General features: G+C 43.2%; 22 protein-coding genes. 7 read left to right on the plus strand and 15 right to left on the minus strand.

Going from position 1 to position 21,658, the window contains the following annotated elements:
- Window positions 1–131: 131 nt before the first annotated feature.
- Together IC007_RS02170 and IC007_RS02175 are read right to left on the minus strand one after the other, a co-directional pair.
- Window positions 132–545, minus strand: a complete 414-nt coding sequence (locus IC007_RS02170) for a hypothetical protein (protein ID WP_232048976.1) — start codon at window positions 543–545, stop codon at window positions 132–134.
- A gap of 28 nt (window positions 546–573) precedes the next feature.
- Window positions 574–1,032 (minus strand): hypothetical protein, encoded by a 459-nt coding sequence (locus IC007_RS02175; protein ID WP_149528279.1) that lies wholly within the window; start codon window positions 1,030–1,032, stop codon window positions 574–576.
- Between the two features lie 578 nt (window positions 1,033–1,610).
- Here IC007_RS02175 and IC007_RS02185 point away from each other — a divergent pair.
- On the plus strand, window positions 1,611–2,843 hold the full coding sequence (locus IC007_RS02185) for a hypothetical protein (protein WP_149528280.1): 1,233 nt from the start codon (window positions 1,611–1,613) through the stop codon (window positions 2,841–2,843).
- Window positions 2,844–3,055: 212 nt separating this feature from the next.
- Window positions 3,056–4,192, plus strand: coding sequence for an MFS transporter (locus IC007_RS02190; protein ID WP_054846446.1), 1,137 nt, complete (start codon window positions 3,056–3,058; stop codon window positions 4,190–4,192).
- Here IC007_RS02190 and IC007_RS02195 read toward each other — a convergent pair.
- Complete coding sequence (locus tag IC007_RS02195; RefSeq protein WP_054846445.1) at window positions 4,178–5,215, minus strand: lipoate--protein ligase; 1,038 nt, start codon at window positions 5,213–5,215, stop codon at window positions 4,178–4,180. The two genes, IC007_RS02190 and IC007_RS02195, sit on opposite strands and share 15 nt — an antisense overlap.
- Window positions 5,216–6,189: 974 nt before the next feature.
- Entirely contained in the window at window positions 6,190–7,185 is a 996-nt protein-coding gene (locus tag IC007_RS02200) for an alcohol dehydrogenase catalytic domain-containing protein (protein ID WP_054846444.1), read from the minus strand.
- A gap of 120 nt (window positions 7,186–7,305) precedes the next feature.
- Between IC007_RS02200 and IC007_RS02205 the strand changes: the two genes are divergently transcribed.
- Window positions 7,306–7,851, plus strand: coding sequence for a metallophosphoesterase family protein (locus tag IC007_RS02205; protein ID WP_232048977.1), 546 nt, complete (start codon window positions 7,306–7,308; stop codon window positions 7,849–7,851).
- Between the two features lie 130 nt (window positions 7,852–7,981).
- On the opposite strand, the gene IC007_RS13150 is transcribed toward IC007_RS02205, so the two are convergent.
- The 9 genes from IC007_RS13150 to IC007_RS02240 all read right to left on the minus strand — a co-directional run bounded on the left by IC007_RS13150 (window position 7,982) and on the right by IC007_RS02240 (window position 16,567).
- Window positions 7,982–8,137, minus strand: a complete 156-nt coding sequence (locus tag IC007_RS13150) for a hypothetical protein (protein WP_156303823.1) — start codon at window positions 8,135–8,137, stop codon at window positions 7,982–7,984.
- Window positions 8,138–8,596: 459 nt separating this feature from the next.
- Entirely contained in the window at window positions 8,597–10,000 is a 1,404-nt protein-coding gene (locus IC007_RS02210; RefSeq protein ID WP_054846443.1) for an MFS transporter, read from the minus strand.
- Between the two features lie 743 nt (window positions 10,001–10,743).
- Window positions 10,744–11,271: a hypothetical protein gene (locus IC007_RS02215; RefSeq protein ID WP_149528281.1), complete on the minus strand. Its 528-nt coding sequence runs from the start codon at window positions 11,269–11,271 to the stop codon at window positions 10,744–10,746.
- Between the two features lie 155 nt (window positions 11,272–11,426).
- Window positions 11,427–12,473: a molybdopterin-dependent oxidoreductase gene (locus IC007_RS02220; protein WP_162302161.1), complete on the minus strand. Its 1,047-nt coding sequence runs from the start codon at window positions 12,471–12,473 to the stop codon at window positions 11,427–11,429.
- A gap of 65 nt (window positions 12,474–12,538) precedes the next feature.
- Window positions 12,539–12,769, minus strand: a complete 231-nt coding sequence (locus IC007_RS13155) for a hypothetical protein (protein WP_162205010.1) — start codon at window positions 12,767–12,769, stop codon at window positions 12,539–12,541.
- A 524-nt stretch (window positions 12,770–13,293) separates the two neighbouring features.
- Window positions 13,294–14,085 (minus strand): hypothetical protein, encoded by a 792-nt coding sequence (locus tag IC007_RS02225; RefSeq protein WP_054846441.1) that lies wholly within the window; start codon window positions 14,083–14,085, stop codon window positions 13,294–13,296.
- 735 nt (window positions 14,086–14,820) lie between these two features.
- Window positions 14,821–15,075, minus strand: coding sequence for a DUF973 family protein (locus IC007_RS02230; protein ID WP_306344641.1), 255 nt, complete (start codon window positions 15,073–15,075; stop codon window positions 14,821–14,823).
- Between the two features lie 6 nt (window positions 15,076–15,081).
- Window positions 15,082–15,732 carry a DUF973 family protein gene (locus tag IC007_RS02235; protein WP_084739855.1) on the minus strand — a complete coding sequence of 217 codons (651 nt, stop codon included), beginning with the start codon at window positions 15,730–15,732 and terminating at the stop codon, window positions 15,082–15,084.
- A gap of 307 nt (window positions 15,733–16,039) precedes the next feature.
- Entirely contained in the window at window positions 16,040–16,567 is a 528-nt protein-coding gene (locus IC007_RS02240; protein ID WP_054846438.1) for a hypothetical protein, read from the minus strand.
- A gap of 611 nt (window positions 16,568–17,178) precedes the next feature.
- On the opposite strand from IC007_RS02240, the gene IC007_RS02245 reads away from it, so the two are divergent.
- The 3 genes from IC007_RS02245 (at window position 17,179) to IC007_RS02255 (ending at window position 19,265) form a co-directional block, all read left to right on the plus strand.
- Window positions 17,179–17,871, plus strand: coding sequence for a hypothetical protein (locus tag IC007_RS02245; RefSeq protein WP_054846437.1), 693 nt, complete (start codon window positions 17,179–17,181; stop codon window positions 17,869–17,871).
- Window positions 17,872–17,961: 90 nt separating this feature from the next.
- Window positions 17,962–18,279, plus strand: coding sequence for a hypothetical protein (locus IC007_RS02250; RefSeq protein WP_054846436.1), 318 nt, complete (start codon window positions 17,962–17,964; stop codon window positions 18,277–18,279).
- Between the two features lie 554 nt (window positions 18,280–18,833).
- On the plus strand, window positions 18,834–19,265 hold the full coding sequence (locus tag IC007_RS02255; RefSeq protein ID WP_054846435.1) for a hypothetical protein: 432 nt from the start codon (window positions 18,834–18,836) through the stop codon (window positions 19,263–19,265).
- A gap of 149 nt (window positions 19,266–19,414) precedes the next feature.
- Here IC007_RS02255 and IC007_RS13160 read toward each other — a convergent pair whose 3' ends face one another.
- The gene (locus IC007_RS13160) at window positions 19,415–19,558 is read right to left on the minus strand and encodes a hypothetical protein (RefSeq protein ID WP_156303820.1); all 144 of its coding nucleotides are present in this window, start codon (window positions 19,556–19,558) and stop codon (window positions 19,415–19,417) included.
- Window positions 19,559–19,648: 90 nt separating this feature from the next.
- On the opposite strand from IC007_RS13160, the gene IC007_RS02260 reads away from it, so the two are divergent.
- The gene (locus tag IC007_RS02260; protein ID WP_149528282.1) at window positions 19,649–19,999 is read left to right on the plus strand and encodes a hypothetical protein; all 351 of its coding nucleotides are present in this window, start codon (window positions 19,649–19,651) and stop codon (window positions 19,997–19,999) included.
- A gap of 210 nt (window positions 20,000–20,209) precedes the next feature.
- On the opposite strand, the gene IC007_RS02265 is transcribed toward IC007_RS02260, so the two are convergent.
- Window positions 20,210–21,118 (minus strand): zinc ribbon domain-containing protein, encoded by a 909-nt coding sequence (locus tag IC007_RS02265; RefSeq protein ID WP_149528283.1) that lies wholly within the window; start codon window positions 21,116–21,118, stop codon window positions 20,210–20,212.
- Window positions 21,119–21,658 lie beyond the last annotated feature (540 nt).

A 21,658-nucleotide genomic window follows, 5' to 3' on the forward strand; every position in this document is an offset into this window, starting at 1 on the left:
ACAAATATTTTTTATAGACCAGTAGTTAAATAAAGAAAAGTATACAGCACTAATCATTCTCCTTATAAATACTTCATCTAATAAATTATCATTCAAAATATTCTCAAAGTAACTTATCAATTTATGAGGTTTTAAATCGCCTGTATTGCTTGGTCGCATACTATTATCACTTTACTAGCAATGTCATGTATACCTTCTCTATTTAGAGTATCCTTAGTAGACCTTGCTATTTCCTTCCATTCATCCCATCCGCAATTATCTAAATGAATTTCTACGAAAAGTGGCTGTGAGGACTCTATATCTTCTGCTAAATCAATAGAGGATATCCTGATCCAATTAAAAGTATTAAGTAGCCAAAGGACAAGCGACGCCAAGTTCTTAATATCTATGAACTTCTTAATTTCATTTATACAATCGTCTGTCGCATAACGTTTTAACAATTCAAGAGCGTCTTTCTCGCTAATGCCAATAAGTATAATAGTATAAATGTTATTGGAAATAGTAATATTAGTTTGCAGTTCAGTGGAGGAAATACCGAACTGCATACTTTCTTGATGAGAACAAGTAATGTAGTTAGGTGTCAAGTTTTTCACCCATTTTACTCCAGCTTATTTTAGGGACCCATCTTACTGCATACAGTGGACCTTGTGGAGTCTTAAATTGAATATTTTTAGATATCATCAAGGGCTCTACTTCAGCCCTGATTAAATATTCTCCAATTTTTCCATCCTTATAAACTGCTTCTTCATAAGATGAAGATTTCTCGACTATCTCCAAACTAGTCCACCCTTCATTGATCTGCTTGCCAGGTTCTAGAATGGGCTTATCCTTGACCTCATTTAGAGCGCTTTCAGAAGGGTGAGAAGAAATTCCAACGATAAAATTAACATTAAATTCGACTCCAAAAGAAGATTGCAAAGGTATAGCGTTTATAATTGCAACACGTAAAAAGATTAGACTGCCGTCACTAACTTTTACATATCCCCTAGTTGAGTTCTTAAAACTCAAATTTTCTTGCACTCCAATCATCATAATCAGTCATGAGTATCTAATACAATTATATATTAAAAAATCATCATTAATAAAGGAGTATTTAACTCGCACTCAAAAATTATAAATCTGCACGTTTTAAGATAGGCTTCCCTAGTTAGTGTTTTCAGAAAATTTATAGCTTTAGACCAAGGATATACAACTAAATCGTATTCTAAGAACTTTTCCAAAACATTAATCTATTCATTCTTACACTTAACTGAAACTGGAGATGTCATTAATGATAAAGACGAATAGCACAAATACTGCTTCGCTAAACTGATATTTCAACTAGTGGTATGCGTAGACTCTTATACTTTTTCTTTGAGTTTCTTCTTGAGAGAATTGCAATGAATATTAGGAATGAAAAAACCTATCTGCAGGGCATAACAACTTGCTATCTTAATCACTGGTTAACTCCGTATCGTTCCTCTCCGTTTCACTCTCTCTAATGAGTAAGAGTTTCGTGAACTTTTTTCATTTATTGCACGTTACTAACTAGGCACTCCATGGCTATGATCCAGATCAAGGGACGTCTGGGAACGCGTGAGAAATTAATATTAGCATACGCAACTCAAGATGTGAGTGGAAAAAAGAGGTGGATAATCCCTATCTTACTCATAATTTTATCCGTGTCATTTCTCTCCGTGTACCACAATAACGCGTTGACAACCTCTACGACTACAGAAGGGGTGAAGATAATCAAGGTTCTCAACGTCACTGCTCTCAGTGAAAGCGGAGGAGACCCTAACCAAGCTTATTACGTTTACCTCAGCGTCAACGGGACTCTGTCACCTTCCAATGTCCTCCTCAAAACCAGCTCAGGAGGCGTGTTCCCTCCCTCCTCATTCCCAGGTTCCAACTACACCGTGGGGGAAGTGAGAGGTGACGGAGTGCTCCCGTTCGTCATTCCCTCAGGAGAGGTTCCTACGTGTCTTCAGGTCAAATTTCAGAATCGCACAATACCCATGGAGTTACCCCACCCTTCATACTCGGTCTCCATAGTGAAACTCACTATTCTCTTTGACGAGAAAATGTATAACTTCACGGTCGTAGGTTCAGGAGAAAAGGTGCTAACCCTGAACCTCACATCTCCAATTCCCTTGAACGTGAGCGGAAACGTCCAAGGGGAGGCAAACGTGAGCGTACCTGAAACGTTGGTGTTCGGGAATACCGCGGTCCCTGTCTACCTTCACTCCGAGCAAGGCCATTATGCAGATATCACGTTAACCCTGAACGTGAGCGACGGAGTAGTCATGGAGGCTTTCCCTGTGAGGAACTATGAAGGCTTGTCCATATTCAACGTCACAGTGAAGGACATTTCCACCGCCAAGGCTTACGTTAACTCTTCCTCTTTCTATGACGGGGTGTACTCAGTTCCCTTCAAGGTGGACGGGCTGAGATCGGTCACCCTCTCCCCTGGAGAGAGCGAGTGGGGGCTCATCTCTTTCCCTGGGAACGCGACCCGCCTCTATTACATCACGGAGGGATTCCCCTTCCCCGTCCCGGTGGGAGAGCCAACCTCTTCCCTCTCGTCCTTCACGGTGAAAGTTCTCCCTTCTCCGGCAACTACAAACCAGACCTCTGTGGATTTGACCGGTTTTCAGGGGGAGGAGTTCAACTTCACCGTTTTCCTTTACAACCCGACTAACGTCCCTCTATCACTGGAGAACGTGAGCTTTCCATTATCACTGCATTACATACACGCCCTCCTCCTTCCCGACAGCGGTGAGAACGTGACTTTTCAAGGAGTTTTCCCCGACTACGTTCTCTATCAGGAGATAAACATGACCTTCACTTTCCTGAAAGTGTAAGAAAAGCGTCAAAGGAAGCTAACTCTAAACACAAGAGGTCTCACACGGAACTGGGCGTGATACAACTTCATCTTTATATGCTAGAGTGATGAACGGTCTCAAGCTTGGCTACAAAACGAGATCGGTCTTAGAGGTTCGGGGGACCGCGATATAACGCCTTATTGGTGTAACAATAAACCTTTATAAAGGAAAATTTCTTAAATATTACGAAAATGATAAAAGCCTCTTTCGCTCAGTTCCTCGGTTACTTACTTGATGCGTACGATTTTACCCTTATCACAATACTCTCTACATTTTTCGCTAAGCTTTTCTTCCCTCCTGGAATGACTTTCATCAACGTCATCCTTTCCTACGGTTTTACGGTGGCATTTAGACCTTTAGGTGGGATAATCTTAGGTGATATAGGAGATAAGTTAGGGAGGAGGACCGGTCTGGTTTTATCTATGTTATTCATATCGCTCTTCATAGTTGGAACTTCTTTCATTCCTCCATTTAAGGTAATAGGCATGGCTTCAATGGTTCTCTTTGTACTGATTAGAATAGGTATTGGGGTCTTCACTGGAGGGGAGTACGCCAACGGTTACGTGTTCGTGGAGGAATGGAGTAAGGAAAAGGGAATAGCTGGAGCTTTCGTCCAAAGCGGTTTCGGCTTCGGCTCACTAATGGCCACGTTACTGATCGTAATATTCTCTTCTATTCATGGATTTTATACTTATACATGGAAATATTTATTCTACATTGGGGGTTCTCTCGCTGTTATTGCTATGTGGATAAGGTTAGGGATAGGTGAAACTCCTACCTTTAAGAGGATTCAAAGCGATGGGAGACAAGTGGGGGGTATACTCACGGCTATGAGGCAGAGGGTTATTTTGAGACTGCTTTTCTGGTTTTTAGGGATGATGGCTCTAGCCTTATCTTTTTTCCAATTCGTCCCCTTGATCCTAGGACCTGAGGGGAGAATATATTACGTGCTAGCAATGATGTTTACTCTTCCCTCACTTCTGGTCCTGGGTAAATTTCATAGCAAGAAATTGTTATCAATGTGGGGTGTAGCGGTAGCTGTTTCTTCAATTCCGCTTTTCTATGCGATGTCGAGCTTTTACGCGGTAGCTATTGCAGTAGGAATAATAACACAAGCACCTTGGGGTGCAATGCCTTCGCTGGTGACAAGTTATTTCAAGCCTTGTATAAGGTCCACGTCAGTGGGACTTTCAGTGTCCCTTGGTATGGCGCTGAGTATATGGTACACGCTGGCGGTCTCACTCTCACATATGCCCCTATGGCTATCATCTTCTGTATTCCTCACTGTAGGCGGTTTACTTATGACGATATCTTCATTGTTGCTGTAGATATTTCTTATTTATGTCATCAAAAACCGAGATTAGTTCTTCTTTAGTGAAACCAAATATTTCCCCCCTTAAAAACTCGTTTATGACCCACCTGACTTCGTCCATGGTCTTGCCCTTTAGTGCCTCTTCTAACACGTTGATCGCGTTCCTTGGGTTGACAAAGTAGTCCCCAGAAATTATAGCGTCGTCTATCCTCCCATCCACAATTCTGACCGTTACGCTCACCAACTTCCTGAACTTCTTCTCCTCGTTACAGAGGAACACCTTCGACGTAACTTTGAAACACCTGTCAACATGAGATAGGTAGTTTTGAGAATCTGGTTCTGGTTCAGAAACTTCGTCCCAATAGCTCAAGTCCTCCTCTTTTAAGTCGTATACCTTCGCGTTATATTTCTCTACGAGTACCTTCGTTAACTTCTCACGGATTTCAACGGGTTTAACTTCCCTTCCTATTTCCTCGGACAGACCGGTGACCCATTCCTCCATGCTTTTAGCTATTTTGTCCCTAAATTTCTCCGATGAAATCTTAAGATACTTTGATAACACGGTAATGTCATTCTTTATTATTATGCTACCTGTAATGCATGTGATGTTATCGTAAGTTACGGAGCCATTTCCACTTATTTTCTTGCCGTTCAATAGCAAGTCCTGACCCCTAAGCTGAGGATTACCGTACTCTCTCAATGTATCAATTACTGGAGAAAGATAAATTGAATAAATTTTCTCTATCTTGCCTGGTGCTTTGTCCTTTATACCTATCCTGTACCCTTGTTGATTTCCCGTAATGATTACAGTACCTCCTCCGGTGTCCCTTCTTATGACTTCAATGCCATCTCTCTTTGCGAGCTCTAGATCAACTACTCTAGGCGTCTCTTGATGATATCCTACACTTATGAACGGAACCCTAGTAGGAGTCATCAGTGCGAAGACGTTTTCGTTCAGTTTCCCTGTTAGCATAGCTATAAGCTTGGTCGCATACACCATGTGGTAAGAATCTGCCTCAGGTAATTGCACCAGCCACATTTTAAATTAATAAATGAATACTGTCTTTAAGGTTATCTTAATCTGTCCCGCCCTGAAAGTTTCCAGAGCGGTTTAGTTTCGACCACCTCCGTTTGCGTCTCTCTGGCTAACACACAGAGATAACTCTCATGAAGGAGAGTTTCATTGACACCTCTATCTCCCTGGAAAGGTAGAAAAATACTAACTAGCTCGTGTCTCTAAATAGAATGCGGTCTTCCAGTCAAAGAAAGGCTTTTCCTTGATTTCCTATTTCTGATGTCTCTCCCCGTAAGGGTTCCCTATCAGGATGGTTCGTCTTTTTCCAACCACCAATTCGAGTTTGATGTGGTCTGAGACAAGGAACTCCCCACATGGAAAGTTGGGGCTTTCGTTTAACGAGTAACCCTCAAGGGGAAATGAAGGTGATTATCCCCTCCGCAGCCCCATTGAGCCCCCAATCTGGCTGGGAAGGGATATCGGTAGCACTAAGGAATGTTAAGAAAGAGAGATTTATTTAAAATATAAGAGGCTGTCCGTTCGCACCTCAGAGGTGCGGGGCTTTCACCTTCCTCTCTATATAATCCTTCTGATTTTCTCCCCTGAACGGTAGACCCAAAACCGTTTTAGTCGAGTATAACAATGATTCGCTAATAAATCAGTGCTACCTTATACATGGTAAATGTCCTGAAGGAGAGTGATTCTACCTAAATTTTCTTGAAATTAAGGGTTTCTTACCCATTATGAGCCTAGAGAAAAAAGAGGAGATCCCATGAATTATAATACTCTCTGCGAACAGAGTTTTGATCTGGAAAATACTCCAAAACTTTTTTAATAATATTCTAGAAATCATAATTATTATTGTAACCATGTTTATTGTAATCTTTTTATTGTAATCTTTAAGCGCACAGGCAGTGTTGGGAATCTTTTCTGTTTACGTTTTCGCTTGCGTGTATCAACTGTGGACATACGTCAAGCCTTTTCTCCCGATCTCCCTCTCACTCCACCTCTATCATAACCCTCCCGTCCCTCTCCCCTGAGCCAATGGACCTCAATGCAGACACTCCTTCCTCCAGAGGAAACTTCTTCCAGACCTTCACCTTGCAGTCCTTGCACAAGTCCAAGAGCTCCACGAAGTCCGACCTGTTCCCCCTATTGACGCCCATAATGCTCACGTGCTTCGAATAGAGCTGGTACAAGTTCACCGTTGCTTCGCTACCCAAGAGCGTCCCGAAGGTGACCACTTTACCCCTTACACCAACCACCTTCATACCCTTCTCCCAGAACGCCTTCCCCAAGGAGTTCACGACCACGTCTCCCATCCTCCCGTGGGTGAACTCACCCACTTTCTCTTCTACCTCGTCGTAGCTCACGGATAGGTCTGCCCCCATCTCTCCGAGCCAACTTTTGGTGGTCACAGCTATTACCTTTGCCCCGAACTTCTTTCCAAGCTGTACGAGGAACATCCCTGTGTTCCCCGAAGCTCCGAAGACTACCAGCGTCTGCCCGGGCTTCAGCGCAGCCTCCTTCAAGGCGTGGTACGCGGTGAGGGCTGATATGGAGAGAGAGGAGGCTAGTTCCCACCCGTAACCTTCGGGTAGCTTGTGCACGTACTTCTCGTCTATTGCGACGTACTCAGCGTAACCCCCGTTGGTGTCTATTCCCACCCTCCCTCCGTTCCTACACACAGTCTCGTACCCCGCCATACACATGTCACACGTCCCGTCATAGATCTTACCGTACACCGTGACCTTGTCTCCAGGAGTGAAGTCCCTTACCTGATCACCTACCTTTTCCACCTCGCCGGCGAACTCAGTCCCAGGTATATGGGGGATGGGTTTAACCTTCAGGCTGTTCACGGTCATGAGGTCTACTGGGTCTACTCCGGCCATCCTCACCTTCACTAGAACCTCGTGTTTCCCCAGTTGAGGGTCGTCGTAGTAAGTGTACCTTAAGTTCTCAATACCGCTCTTCTGAAAGACGAGTGCCTTCATGGAGTAAACTCACGTTTATAAATAAAGAATTTAGCGGAGTACTCTGGACTCGAAGTTCTTGAAGGAATCCTTTCGTATTTTACGAGAAAGAATTTTTAATCCACTGCTAACAACTCATCTGTGAAAATCAAGGAAGTGATTGAGGAAGGTAAAGTCCTCGTGATCTCAGACCTTCATTACCCTTACTGTGACGTCGAAGAGGTGAGGGGAGTGGTGAGGAGAGAGTCGCCCTCACTGGTGGTGATGTTAGGAGACGCTGTAGAGGACTCCAGGGGTTTCGATACCCTCAAGTCCTCCCTAGGGAAGGTTGTACATGTGAACGGGGACGAGGACGTAATCGAGGGGGATGTCGACGTCCTCTCAGTGTCGAGTAGGGGGAGGAAATTCACCCTCCTCCACGGGCATCAACTCATGAACGAGGACGGCGAGAAATTGCTAGCTAAGTTTCTCATGAAGGTGAACAGTAAAATACCTCCTCTCCTGTTCTGCCTCGGTTTCAGGGTCAAGATGGACGGTTTCCTGGTGCTGGGGCACTCCCACGCCCTCGTCACTTTCCCGTCGTTACAGTGCATGAACGCCGGCACTATGTCTAGGAAGAAGAACCTTTACAACGACAGGGGTTACGTGGTCATAGAGAAGGGTGAAGCGAGAGCTGTGAGGTTATAACAAACTCCTGAGTTAACGTTTACCGTGTGTTCGTCTCTCTGTCTCACCCCTGGGGCCTTCCCGTGAGTGTGGATAAGAGTCTTCTCGCCTATCGGACGGCTAGCCATCTGCACATGGGACCACGAGGACTCTAGGAATGGATGTAACCACATAGACACAAATCCAAGTTAAGTACCACTCCTGATACTACTAGGGACATGGAGAATAAGAGTTTCCTGCGGATCTCGCCACGAGACAGAGTTGAACCGTGGACTACGTCCCTGAACTCGTCGAGTTCGCTCCGCATAGACTCATGAACGTTGAATAGTGGAAACCCGATGAAGATATTGTGGCTGATAGAAGGAATCTACACGTTAAATAAAGCCCTCACTTCGTGCCTCTCGTCTAACATCTAGTATATATACGTAGTCTTAGATTAATACACCCTAAAATGGAGGCCAATACGCACTCCACCTATTTATCATGGAATCACGTTCTAGAACAAGACCCTAGAAACACAACCTGATCAGAACATGACTCCTAATTGTTTTCACTTTTCCGAGTGATATATACCTGGTTGAAAGGGATAAAAAAAGAATGAATAAGACGGTAAGGCTTCCTCAAACTTCAAACGTGTTGTGGCGTGTTCTTTCAAGATGTGGGGAAAATTAAACCCGGTTCGCCTAATCTAGTCTTATCTATCTGCATTCCTTAAAACTCAATGATCTACTTGAGACATTCAATCCGTCGTTTTCCCATCTCATGCCTAACTTCTGAGGTTCCACCGCTTGTTCCCTTCTTTCCTCTCCCCGGGAAGGATCTCCTCGAGCTGGTCTTGTGTGAGCCCGGCGGTCTCAGGCATGAGGAACAACGACCATATCCCCACGAAGGTTATGGCAACGCCGAGGAGCAGGAATGCACCCATGAAGCCTATATCGTGGATCACGGAGGGTAACACGAAGGTAGACGCAGCTGCCCCTATCCTTGAGAAAGTGGCTGCGAGTCCCATTGCAGTACCCCTCACTCTGGTGGGCCACAACTCAGCAAGCGTCATAGTGTAAGGACCGGGCCCGAAGTTCATGAAATAGTAATAAGTGGAGAACAACGCCATCACTGCCGGGAACGGGAAGTAACCCAACACCTCGTATACCCCGAGTCCAGCGAACATGTCAACACCCATGAGTAGGGAGCCAAGCACCACCATCCTTTTCCTGCCCTTGTCGTAGAGGTACGCTGCAGTGTAGTACCCGAACATAGCTATAACCCAGTACAGTGCTGAGGCGAGGAAAGCGTCAGCCTTAGAGGTCAGCCCCAACCCCTGAGTTATGTAAGGGGTATACAAGTTAGACCCGTAGGCAGCAACGTCAAACACGGGCCACCAGACCCAAACGAAGAGCGTCACTAGCCACATCTTTCCCGAGAAGAGATCCATAACCGTGGGCTTTCCTGCCTTTCCCGCTGAGATTTCAGCCTTCCCTCCGGCGAGCTTGCTCACCACTTCCTCGCCTTCCTTCTTTCTTCCCTCGTCCCCCATCTCCCCCTTAAGGATAGCCCACCTCGGGGACTCGAGTATCCTAGACCTCATCCCTATCACCACAAGTCCCCACACGGCCTCCGATGCCAACATTACCCTCCAAGCCATGGCACCGTGAAGGGTCACCGCTATGCCGTAAGCTGTGAGGAAACCTACGATGGAGCCTATACCCCAGAAGCTGTTCATTGACGCTAAAGCGAAACCACGCTTCTTAGCCGGCGAATACTCCGATATCATGATGGGGCTGAGAGCGTAGTCCCCGCCCACGCCTATCCCCACGAGGAGTCTGGTGATGAAAAGCTCCGTGAAATTGTTCACAGTGCCTGAGAGGAACCCAAATACCACTAGGAAGATCAAGTCGAACATGTATAGGAACCTCCTCCCTACCTTGTCAGCTATCCTACCGAAGAGGGGTGCGCCCACCGCTACTCCCACGAAAGCTGACGAAGCTAGGAGTCCCGTCTGTACGTCGTTGAGGTGCATCAGCGGGACTAAGTAGAGGAGAGCCGCCCCGATGATGAGGGTATCGTATGCATCCACGAACTGTCCCATGGACGCCGTAAACCATGCATACCACCAGTATCTGGACATGTCCCTTAGTCCAGAAGACTCGAAGTCTTTCTCTCCATTGTTCATGGTGATCCTTGGTATTTCTCTATTATCTATTAAAAAACTAACTATACTCCATTTAAGAAGGCAACCGATAGAATCAAGCAAACTTAGGGATTTAACATTCCTTGAGCGAGAACTCGTCTTTTCATCAAGTAACCATCTACACGGATTCGAAAGCCTCAATGAGAGAAATCTCCACTTCAATACGTTCCCAAGACACTAGAGGAAAGATCACGGTAAAATCTTAAAATCCTCAATGAAACCTCTCAATCGAGCTAGTTTAGACTGATCGACCCACGCCCAAGTCTATCTTTTCCCTACTCACCCTCTGTTATTTCATGTTTGAGGAGATAAAGCGCGAGTGTCATAGAACATAAAGCTTCTTTAACTCCTTCCTCACGAGATCGCTCATAATGTTAAACTCTTCCCAGTGTGTAGATCAAGAACAGTTAAAGAATTAACACGTCAGAACTGGGAAGTATTTAAGAAGACCTACCTCTGAAATCTATATAGAGAGCAGTGACGAAAGTTAAAACGTTCTCGTTGATGGGTAGTTAACTCTAACTTTTTCACCTCTTGTAACTCCCAAGCTTAATCTACACCGTAACCGAGGGAGCTTAAGTAAGGTCTTTACATTGAATCATTAGGTTAATTGTAATCTCTCAAAAACTTTCTTATGTATATTTGACTGAAATATATCAAGTTATCTCAGAGAGAATATATTGTCTTACTTGATTGTAATTTTTCGTTTATCATCTAACTTGGAACTACAGGTTAAGCTTTTTGGGACAATCGAGACTAGAAAGTATCAATGCTACACCGCAAAGCGCCCTGAGAAACTCGTACTGTACTTTCATATCGTTAGTCTCAAGGAGTCTGATATTCTCTTCTCTATCGATCACTCTCTTCACTATTTGATCTATTACATTATCGATACTATGCTCCTTTTTCAACAGTTCCATTAGAGAAGGATCAGATCTAAGCATTTCATAAATTTTCCTGGACCACATGAAACCATTCTCGTAGTAGAATCTAATCTCATAGGGTAGGACTGCATAAAAAAGCCATAAGTCGTCCCCTAACTCCTTGGTAAGAATGCTGTCTCTGATCTGGGTATAGCTTTCGTGCAAAACTTCTTCGAAGAACTCCTCTCCTAAAAGGATCTCGAAATACACATCTATTTCACCTTTAAAGGTAAGCCTTCTGTCTCTTCTTAAACACTTCCTCATGTCTTCACACGTGGAAGAGAACCCTCTCTCCTGTAGAGCCTGAAATTTATCGTGAAGGTTATCCATAACGTAATTTACCAAACTGTTTATTCTTCCTTTATTGAAATTGGTGGAATTTAGGATCTTATGTTGTTCTGAATATGAAATAAAAATGACTAAATGAATCTCCCTTATTCCTTTCTCAAGGAAAGGCCTTACATCCCTCTGAACCCAGGTTAGAATTACCTTAAATTATCCAGAGTATCGTAAGTGTCGTTTGACAGTCCTAGTCTGTGATCCAACTCCAGGATTATCCACCACAGGGGTTTGGTGTCGTAGAGAGGTTCCAACGCCTTCTGGTGCACGTCTACCCAAGACTCGAGAGTCCATCCCACCGGTAAAGGCAGTTCGTCCCTTTCTAAGTATGTAGACTCTGCAAGGACTACGTCGGCGTACTCTGTCACGTCAGAAGGCATGACGTCCACAACTACCATGAACTCCACCTGAGATAGAGCCTTCCTCACCATCTCGGAGTTCGGGTCTCTCCCGTCCAAGTTTGTCCCAACCACCATGAGAGCCCTCACCGGGTAAGGCGAGCCCGTCAATATGCTCCTGTAGACCTCCTGGAAGGAAGCGTAAGAGAGTGGGTACCTCACTCTGTCTATTCTACCTTCCATCTTCCTTTCAACGAGCGACACATTAGCTTTCTTTGAGAACACAAGCCCCCCTCTCCTGTCCAAGTTACCTAACACTGCGTTCACTATTAGTGCGGACATCCATGCGTAAGTGGAGTCCGTGGAGAATGAGGTGTGCCACCCGTCGTCTATCACTGACGCTGGACGGTTCTCCCAGAGTCCCTCCGCTACGTATTTGATGTCGTCTTCCTTGACGCCACAGATGTCCCCCACTCTTGGGTAAACTTTCTCACCTTCCTTCATGAGGTAGAGAAAAGCCGTCCTCGCCCTCCTTCCGTTCACCTCACCCTCGTATAGGAGGGAAGGAGCGTATACCCCTGTTGAAGACATGTCATCGTAAATCATGAGCGGGGCGTTGCTGCACTTCATGAGGAACTCTTCGTCATACGTACCTTTCTTTATCATGTAATATATTAGGGAGAGGAGGAAAGCAGAGTCCGACCCGGGCTTCACAGGTATCCATCTGTCAGCGTACCTCTCAGCTATAGCTGACCTCCTCGGGTCTACCACAACCACCTTCATGCCCTTCTTCCTCCCCTCGTCTATCCTCCTGACTATGTCGGGGACTATCCCCTCCAACGGGTTCCTACTCACGAAGACCACGAACTTCGAATTGGCGTAGTCCGGGTCTATGCTCTTTGGTCCTTCAGCTCCCAGAACTAACTCTGCAGCGACTGTCCTTGGTCCGGACAGGCGCTCTCATGTCCTATCAGGTTGGGAGTGCCGTAGAGGTAGGCGAACCTCTCGAGGATCTCCTTGCCGTAATCGTGAAAGGTGATTGGTAACCCCTCGGGATGACCTTCATCCTTGAGCTCTCTTAGTCTCGACGATACTTCGTCAAGTGCCTTGTCCCAGGGAGTACTTACTAACTTGTCTCCTTCCCTTATCAATGGAGACTTCAGCCTATCAGGGTGGTTAAGTAAGTAAGGCCCAGCAGCACCTCTACCGCAGATCCCAGGCTATGGGTGTCCCCTGTTAGATGAGACCCTGACCGTTCTTCCCTCTGCTACTGCTGTTATCTTGCACATGTTCTTGCACATGTAGCACCTGAGGAATCCCATAACTAACGGAGTTGTAGTGGGAAATTTATATACTTTTCACGTTTTTACTACATAAAGTTGAAGATTAGAGAAACCATAAAATGTACGGAAAAACTCTGCATGCTAAAAACACATAAATATTGTCCTAAATAGACTTCACTTCTAAACAGTGAAAAGGATGAAAATTCATGTACTTGATCTTTCTCGGAATATGATGGGAGTTAGTCATAAACAGTCTATTTATGGTGAGGTGCTCTCCAAAGTAAAAAAGAAGCGCGTGGTATATTTTTACTCATATCTCTCATGCGTTCAAAGTTTGCTATCTTATGTCATAACATTCTATCTGCGTATTTTCTGCAATCAGATCTCGCTATCTATGATGTAATACACTTTATTTTCGAAACAATGTTTGGGGGAATAGTACACTTGTTTACCAAGTCTAGAAACAGATTTCTTGAAAACGGAGTTAAGAAGATCATGTACTCACCCCTTATTTTACCGTATCCAAAAATCCCAGAAGACGAAATCTCCATGAACAAGTTTTCTAAAGACAAACCATTAAGCCCCATCAGTCTGCCCACCGACGTCAGGAAACAACTCACGTCATTTACGTAGGCGTATCCGTAATTCTTGAACGTGGGCTCCAACCACAAGACACTCGTCATTCCCCTAGCGCTATCACTGAGCTTGTTGAAGAGTGTGATAACGTCAGAGTTCCACTTGTCCGCTAGGATCTCCCAGATCACCTCATGCATCAAGGAGAACGTGTTGATTCTGGCTCCTGAAGGTAGGGTCAACTCCGCAAAAGGATAGACGTGAAGGTTGTTTATTGCATCGTTCACTTGTTGCAGGGTATACCCCGTGAGGTAGGAATAGCTGTTGGACTTCATAACGTATTCCCTCAAGTTCGTGAGCCCCTGATACACGGCTCTCTGTATCTCGTAGTTGAATCTGTTGCTGTCAACTGGAACCCAGTACCCAGAGTACTCGTTTAACGTACCGTTGTAGTTCACGTCCCAGTAATTAACGTATTCGTACCCGCTCAGGACTTGATCAAAAAACACATAGAAAGCTCTGACTGTGGAGGGTTTAAACGAGGTTAAGGCATCGGAGAGAGTGTTTTTAATACCATCCTTGATCTGTTGTATGTAAGGGTCTTGTGCCATAATTTCCTTTCATAATATAAAGGACGGTAAAGCACTATATATCTTTTCATTTCTTTTTATAGATTTTCTCAGCAGTTCCCCGGTGCTGGACTTTCAATCACGTTAGAGTTACCGTGGATCGCGTTTACGATTATCAAGGGGTAATGTTGATAGATAATTCATGAAAGTACCTTATTTTACCCTCACATGATCTTCGGTTAGACACTGTGTTTTTAGAGAGATAGTTCATGTATAGGATAAATTTGCATATATGCTTTAGTATCATATTCTTATCTTTTCTTACATTGCAAATCTACGACGTGGCTTGAACGTGATAGCGGAGCTCAAATGTCATCTAAAAACGTCCCTGGTGTATCCCTCACTCATGCGGATCGCTTCCCAGCGATAGCCCTCAGCTGTCTTAAAGCTTCTAGCCTGTGAGATTTAGTATCTTGCATGATATTCGACCTCAAGAAATACGGGATCACATTAGGGGTGATGATTTTACTGATATACATACATGAAGCATCAATTTAGTTTCAGTTAGTCATGAATTTTATCGGTAAAGGTGAAATGATTTATTATGTTCCTTGAATCAGAAAAGCACAACATTCTAGATAAATTTCAATAATAAATTTAAATTATGGTACTGTTATATATAGATGTAGTATTACTTCAACTTAATTTTCTATAATTAAAAAAGAGGGGAAAAAGGATTACAAGCAGCGACATTTCGTTACAAGAACGACCTTGAACTTACCTCGCCAATACTTTCACTGGAATTTGACTACCGTTTGAAATAGTGAGCAGTATCTGATACTGAACACCGGGGGAAAGTGATACGGATCCGAAGTTAATCAAAACGTTGTTGTTCCCAGGCACAAGTGAAGCAGGAGAAATTGAAGTTGAAGGGGCATAATACTGTGTTCCTTGTATGGTTGCTGAGGATATAGACATCGGAACGGTAGAGTAAAGTGAGAAGCTCGCTACCCCTCCAGATATTGATCCAATCCCCTGCTAGTAAGCTTGAGATGACGATACCGGTTTTCCGTAAGTTGTCTGCCCGTAAGCAGGACTCTGAGGCTGATATTGTGGAGTTCCGGGATATGATGGGTAAGGATACCCTCCCATGGAGATCGAGTTCTTTATTCCTCCAGGTCCGATGAATATAAGAATGAAACGTGTGAAACCCAGGAATATGCTTAGAATCCCGCCTACTTCTACTAATGTATTCTGGAAGTAACTCCCAACAGAATAGAAACCTATAGCCAACAGTATCGCACCAATGAAATAGATTAAGTCAGCAATCGTTATCAGAGATCCTCCTCCAACCGCTAGCCCACTTGAAGCCTGTAATACACCTACTGCGATTATGGCAACTCCTACTAGCAGTAATAAGGGAGAAATCAATATTAGCAAGGCACCCGCGGATCCAGTACTCGTCTTAACTCCCTGAGACGGAAGCGTATTGAACCCGCTCCTCATTCTCATTACCCCTAAGAAGTCTAGGACTATTCCTATTGCTACTATAACTAATATCGATATCCCGCCTGCTATCACTCCGCTTAATCCAGCTGATATGGAAGCTAAGATACTGAAATCAAGCGCTAGGACTGATATAAAGAGTAACAGAGCAGCTATTATCTCCAAGAGGCTCCCGACCTTAATTTATCAATTCCATAAACTAAATTTGATGTCATTAAATTAGATTGAACAGAATAGTATTTTAACCTTTCTATTTTGTGTTATACGAAAAACTTTTCGATTTATAAGAAGATTTTTGTTTCTAGATTCCTAAGCTATTGAGATATCCTCAAGCTCACAACTTGTTCCTCAGACAATGCAGTGAAAGTTAAGTCGGCCATAAAAGAGAAATATGGAATCTGATTTCACTTATCAAGAATGTCTTTCCTGTCTATGTATATCTCCAACTATAAGATTTAAGTAATATATTCATTTTAAAAATAAAAATTATTTATTGGTAGTTAGGGGATGTCCTGCATTCTATATCAATGATCACATTCCCTTTCTTTCCCCTGATGAAGAATCCGTTCTGGGTACCGGTATTGACAACTAGCTGATAGCCGTTCTGCATCAGTGAATTTGCTAAGGACTGATGTTCCATAGTTAAGTTGACTGGTGGCTGTGAAGCAGGTATGGGGGTTGGCATAGTAGTTGGCATTTGACCCATAGTGGGATGGGGTTGCTGTGGTTGCACTTGAGGCGGTTGCATCTGTGGCATGGGATGAGGCTGAGACATTGTCCCGGGCTGTGGTGACTGCATGGGAGAAGGCATAGAACGAGGCTGAGGTTGTGCTTGCCCTGAAAGCGAGTTCTGGACTACCGGCATTACTATCTGTTCTAAGTCGTATTCCAACCTGCCCCTGACCTTCACCTTCAAGCTACCCCAATCCTTGAACACCTCGACTTCACTGTGGTCTTCGTCCCTCCTGGCTAAGACCTTGAACCCGTTGTCCCACGGTTCGTCTCTGTGTATCTCCATACCGTTGCTCCTTAACGCGTCCAGTATATCTGAATGTAGCTAGTCTAAATTTACATTATCTGTCTGAAACTCTGCTCTATACATTATCATGTCAACCTAGATATAAAAATTGACCGTTTCTAGGTTTACGTGAGTAAATGTCAAGCCTAAAAGTAAACACGGTCAAAAAGGATGTTAATTTATTTTAAATTTTATTAAATAATAGAGAGTACAAAGTAGGCAAACTAAAAATTTCAAGGAGATGTAGCTCTTCTAAGAAGAGTTCGGACTGACGTTGTTTCAGACTATTAATGTTATTGCTCTCTTCATTCTACGTTAACGTTGCTTCATGGTATGAGAGAGATAAATAATTTAGAGAGATGACTAATTTCTTAGCTGACTTCAGGTGTCAACACTGTACGTTATTTGAATTAAATGAGATTTATCATATAGCTGTATTATATTTAAAAAATGTATTAATACATTTTTACAGTAGTAATAGTTTTTACAAGACCTCCTTGGTGGTGTTTAATTTGCACATGTAAAATAAGAAACATATTTAGAGAACTAATATCAGTTAAGGATTAAAGTGAAGAAATCTATTTAAATTACTTACGTTATTTTCATATAAGATGAACAAGGTAATAGTAATAGGAGTTATAGTAGCATTGTTGATTATATCCATTTTAGGCTTCTACTTTCTGATAATGCATCACAATAGCTCCACGACCGGTTCCTCCCAAAAGAGCTTAACCACAGACCAGGAATTTTACATAAGCGAGTCGTTGAAGACGGTCTTAGGTAATGGATTTAGCGTCGAGGAGAGCAACGGCTCCTCCTCATCGGCACAGTTGTTATTTGGCACGATAGGCGATCCCTCCTTTTTCGTTAACTATAGCTATATTTACTACATAGAGAACGGTTCTGGTTACATAAAGATATATCCTGCAGGCCCATCTAGTTACTGGGGGGCTCTACCTTATGACCTTGGTGTGATGAGGATCGTGCCCGCTAAACCTTTTTCGGCCGCAGCTCTAATGATGAACAGTCAGGACGTTTATTATACTGGAGGAAACTACACCGTCATGTTAGTTGGTACTTTCTCAAACGGTTCTTCAGAGCCAGCGGGCCTCTACAACACTCCAGATTACCCTGCGGACGGTTTCAGCGTGGGTATGTTCATCACACCGGTTCACAACTGGATTAACATGAGCACAAAATACACTTACGAGCGTGACAACGTTGGGATGAAAGGGTGGCCTGCCACACAGACGGGTGAGATATTCTACCCTTACTCCAAGACCCCTTACATTATAGTTCAATAGGAGCCCTTCTGGTATCCGCCGCTATCTAGGGATTCATGGACTACGGGTGAGTTCAACGTATGGATTGTCACGCCAAACTTTTCAGGAGGAGTGACTTACAACAACATAAAGCTCCTGGTGGGAGGCGGAGGTAACGGGTACATCCACGGGTTAAGGCGTGGAGATGAGATATTGATGCAAGTGACCTACGACGGATACAACAACACTATTTACGCTAAGGTTACAGACGTGAATACGTCCAGCGTCATCACATTGGACTTACCTTTAAACTCCACGTTCTCGGTGCCGTCTGACGGGCGTTATTGGACTGAGGTTAACGCTGGCACTGGCGCTTCGTTCTGGAACTGGGGACTCACGTTCGTGAGTGTCATGAACAACGTTTATGTAAACATAGAAAAAGTATCATGAGATCATGAGAATGAAAAGAGTTTTTTAATTATTTTTCTTTTCCTTTTATTTCCTATTTAAGATGTTATTTCCTTACTTTCTCGCAAACTAAGACGCTTCATCATATGCTGCAAATGCGTCCTTGATAGCTCTACGCTGAAGAGATGTAGTTACTTGCGATAGAGATTATTAACGTTAGCTAAGCATTTAAATTAAGTTGCATCAACACGAAGTGGTAGGTATAAAGCTGAATCCTAAGAGTTCTATTAATCCATGAGGTAGAACGCCTAATAACCCTATCAATAGCCCAAATTTGAATGCTAATTCACCTAAAAAAGTAGGTATAGCAAAAATTGCTAATCTTTGTATAACTCTGTTACCTATCAAAAATAACGAGGGTAAGCATAAATGAGCTGAATGAACACCGAGGAGATCTATCGATTCCTTACGGAAGGAGTTATCACCTTGACCACGTCAAGACGAACCTTTCTAGAAACATATTACTTATTTATAATTATGATATTTTATATTTATAATAAAAAATATATTGAACTTTAAGATCTAAAAAGAAAATCATGAACTATCAGTACGCTAGCTGTCCGCGTTGTACCTCTTCTCCAGACTTCAAGCCAGACACTGACGCAGTGTTTTATGATCCTAACGCAATAGAATCAATAATTCAGCGTTATAAGGGAACACCGATAGATCAACTGGCTGGCGTGGACGTGAAGAACATCAACGGCAAGATGACCTTGCAGGTTCTCACGGAGATGAACTACGACGGGGGAAACATGAAACTTAGAAGGGACTTCGTGATAATAGCGGGAAAGGAGGGCTTTTTCGATAGACATATACACGAACTTAAGGAAGACGTAAAGGACTTCATTGATAGTGACGTGCAGATCACCGCAGACCAAGCTATAGATCCAGGATTATTAAGCAATATAAGTCAGCAGGCTTCATGTATTTCATCAAACCTTAAGAAGTTCCAGGACGAAGCTATGTGATAGTGTCTTTACCTAAAACTTTAGGTGTTGTTTTTATAGTTTTTATGTTTCCGCTGTTTAGAACTGGGTAACAAGTTTGTGGCACGACCTTTTACGTTGAGTGAGTAAAAGACCGAAGGCCATCCAGTGGAGAGTATAAATTATCTTGTTTAATCGATTTGCAGGAAATTCATGATAATCACCGAAGGAGTTAACGCTAGAACACCTTGAAAGCTAGTAGCTCCATTACCTTTCGGTAATTTCACGATCGAGATGACTATAACTGCTGAGTATCGCCCTTGTGATAAGGCCATGAAGCCTCAGCCGTCAGGAGCTAGTTTATTCTATAGGCTGCACGTATAATGGAAAAATGATTTTCAGAGAAATAAAATCCGTGAATCGGTATGGTAGGCATGCACCCAGTATACACTGAAAAAATCCGTCGATTTAGCTACAATAGTACGAGAAGCGTGAGCTTGTCAACTTCCAGAAGTTTCATCAAGTCTCCAATTGCCTGCAGTGTGGCCTCGCTCTATTTGGTGCTAAGCTCGAAAAGGGACCTGATTAGTATTTTCGAAGTTTACGTTATAGTACTTTCATTAAGCTACAAATTCAGAGTTAACCCTTGTCCCACAGGAGTGGGCGAGTACCTGTCACTTAACGTAAACTGCCTTAGTTCTCTTGAAACGTATGAGTTCTCCCTAAGAGGCGAAGGACTCGTTGGAGTTAGAGAGACATGGTATGATCTCAGATAGTACATGACACAATCTGGTAGAAGCTTCCCCTCTTTAAAGGCGTTCTTGATGTCACCATGGTCTACGCTAGCTGGTAACACGGTATTTACACTCCTAGAGGATTTTGCAAAGATAATGAGTCTAGATCACAAGTGATGAGGAAATAGCATGAGGACTAGCTCCTAACCTATATAACTTTTTGATTAAAAAAGAAATGGGAAAAATCTTTTACTAGATGTTGGACTGAACTACGTTAGAGAACCCCTGTGCTTGAGAGAGGGATGGCGATACTCCAAGGAATATTACGGCAATACCTTGATTCTGAGAAAATGAGGCATAAACTCCTACAGAGCTATAGTCGACGTCTTGTACCCCAGCATTCGCAAGATTTGATAGAGAAAAGAAGAAATAGTAAGAATTACCGTTCTGACCAAACGCTAGTGACACTCCGTCCGTAGACGTACTAACTGGTAGAGGCCTTGTACAACTTGATATTTGTTCTTTGAGTTGATTATAATCACCAGAAATTGAATTCGGAGTAGAATTATAGTAGACTCCTACCATAACTATCGAAGTGTTTTGTCCGTCTACGGTACCATTTAGTATAGTAAAGTAAACCTTTTGAGGGTGGGCGTCATAACTGAAAGAAGAAAAAGTAGGGACAAAATACCCGCTACCAGAACCGAAAGAGGAGATGTAAGATCTATACTCGTTTAACGTACTCGCGAAATATTGGGTTAACTGTGAATACGTCATAGTGGTCTTAGTCCCGTTGGCGAAGGTCACTGAGTAAAAACCTGAGTTAAGTTCTACGGCTGTACCTGATGCCTGCAAGTCCTCCTTCCAGGATCCACCATAGTAGCTCTGTGCCATGGAGACAGGATCTCCATGTCCGTTAAAGGCTGGCAATACAACCACTAACACCAATACGATCACTATCACAGCAAGTACGGAGGCAAGTATTGCCTTAAGGGGAAACTTACCACCACGTGGAGGAGGATATGGATAAGGTGAAGGCTGAGCATTCGTGGGGTACTGTGAAGGAGGTAACTGTGGCTGGTTAAAAAGCGGAGAGCCACATCTCATACAGAAACTGGAATCTTCAGGATTAGCGTATCCACACTTAGGACAAACCTTCATTATGTTAGTCTCCTTTTGTCCATTTAAAAATATTATGCTTCAAGGTATAAAGATACAAAAGTATTTTGACTATTTTATATAAATTTTACATGATGTAACTAGACGTTGCTCATATGCTATTATATCTAAAGAGAGTAGTATAATGAGAGTAGTACAATCCGTTCGGTCAACACGTCTAAAGGAGAGGGAAAGGAGGGAGTTTTCCTAAGCCTCTGTAACACCTTAAATGCACGTACAATATCCTAATACTAACTGACATCTTGTATTGTATTTTTTGACTATAGAAAAGTTTTTTTGATAGTTAATAAACTTTATCTTAAATTGCGTGTTGGTAAACTATGAAGAATTTTAGCACCAAACGCTTTATCTTTTTAAATGGAACTATAGTTAATGTAGAAGTGCTCTTCATTTGAAATATGGCGGTAGGCACATCTCTAAAAATCACGTATACAGGAATTCTCTGGTTTTATTATTTAAATCTGAGAGAGCCTACTAGTTTACAGTCAATATCTAGACATCAGCGCATAATTCAGGGAACTT

It is taken from the genome of Sulfuracidifex tepidarius, from assembly GCF_008326425.1.
GTDB lineage: Archaea > Thermoproteota > Thermoprotei_A > Sulfolobales > Sulfolobaceae > Sulfuracidifex > Sulfuracidifex tepidarius.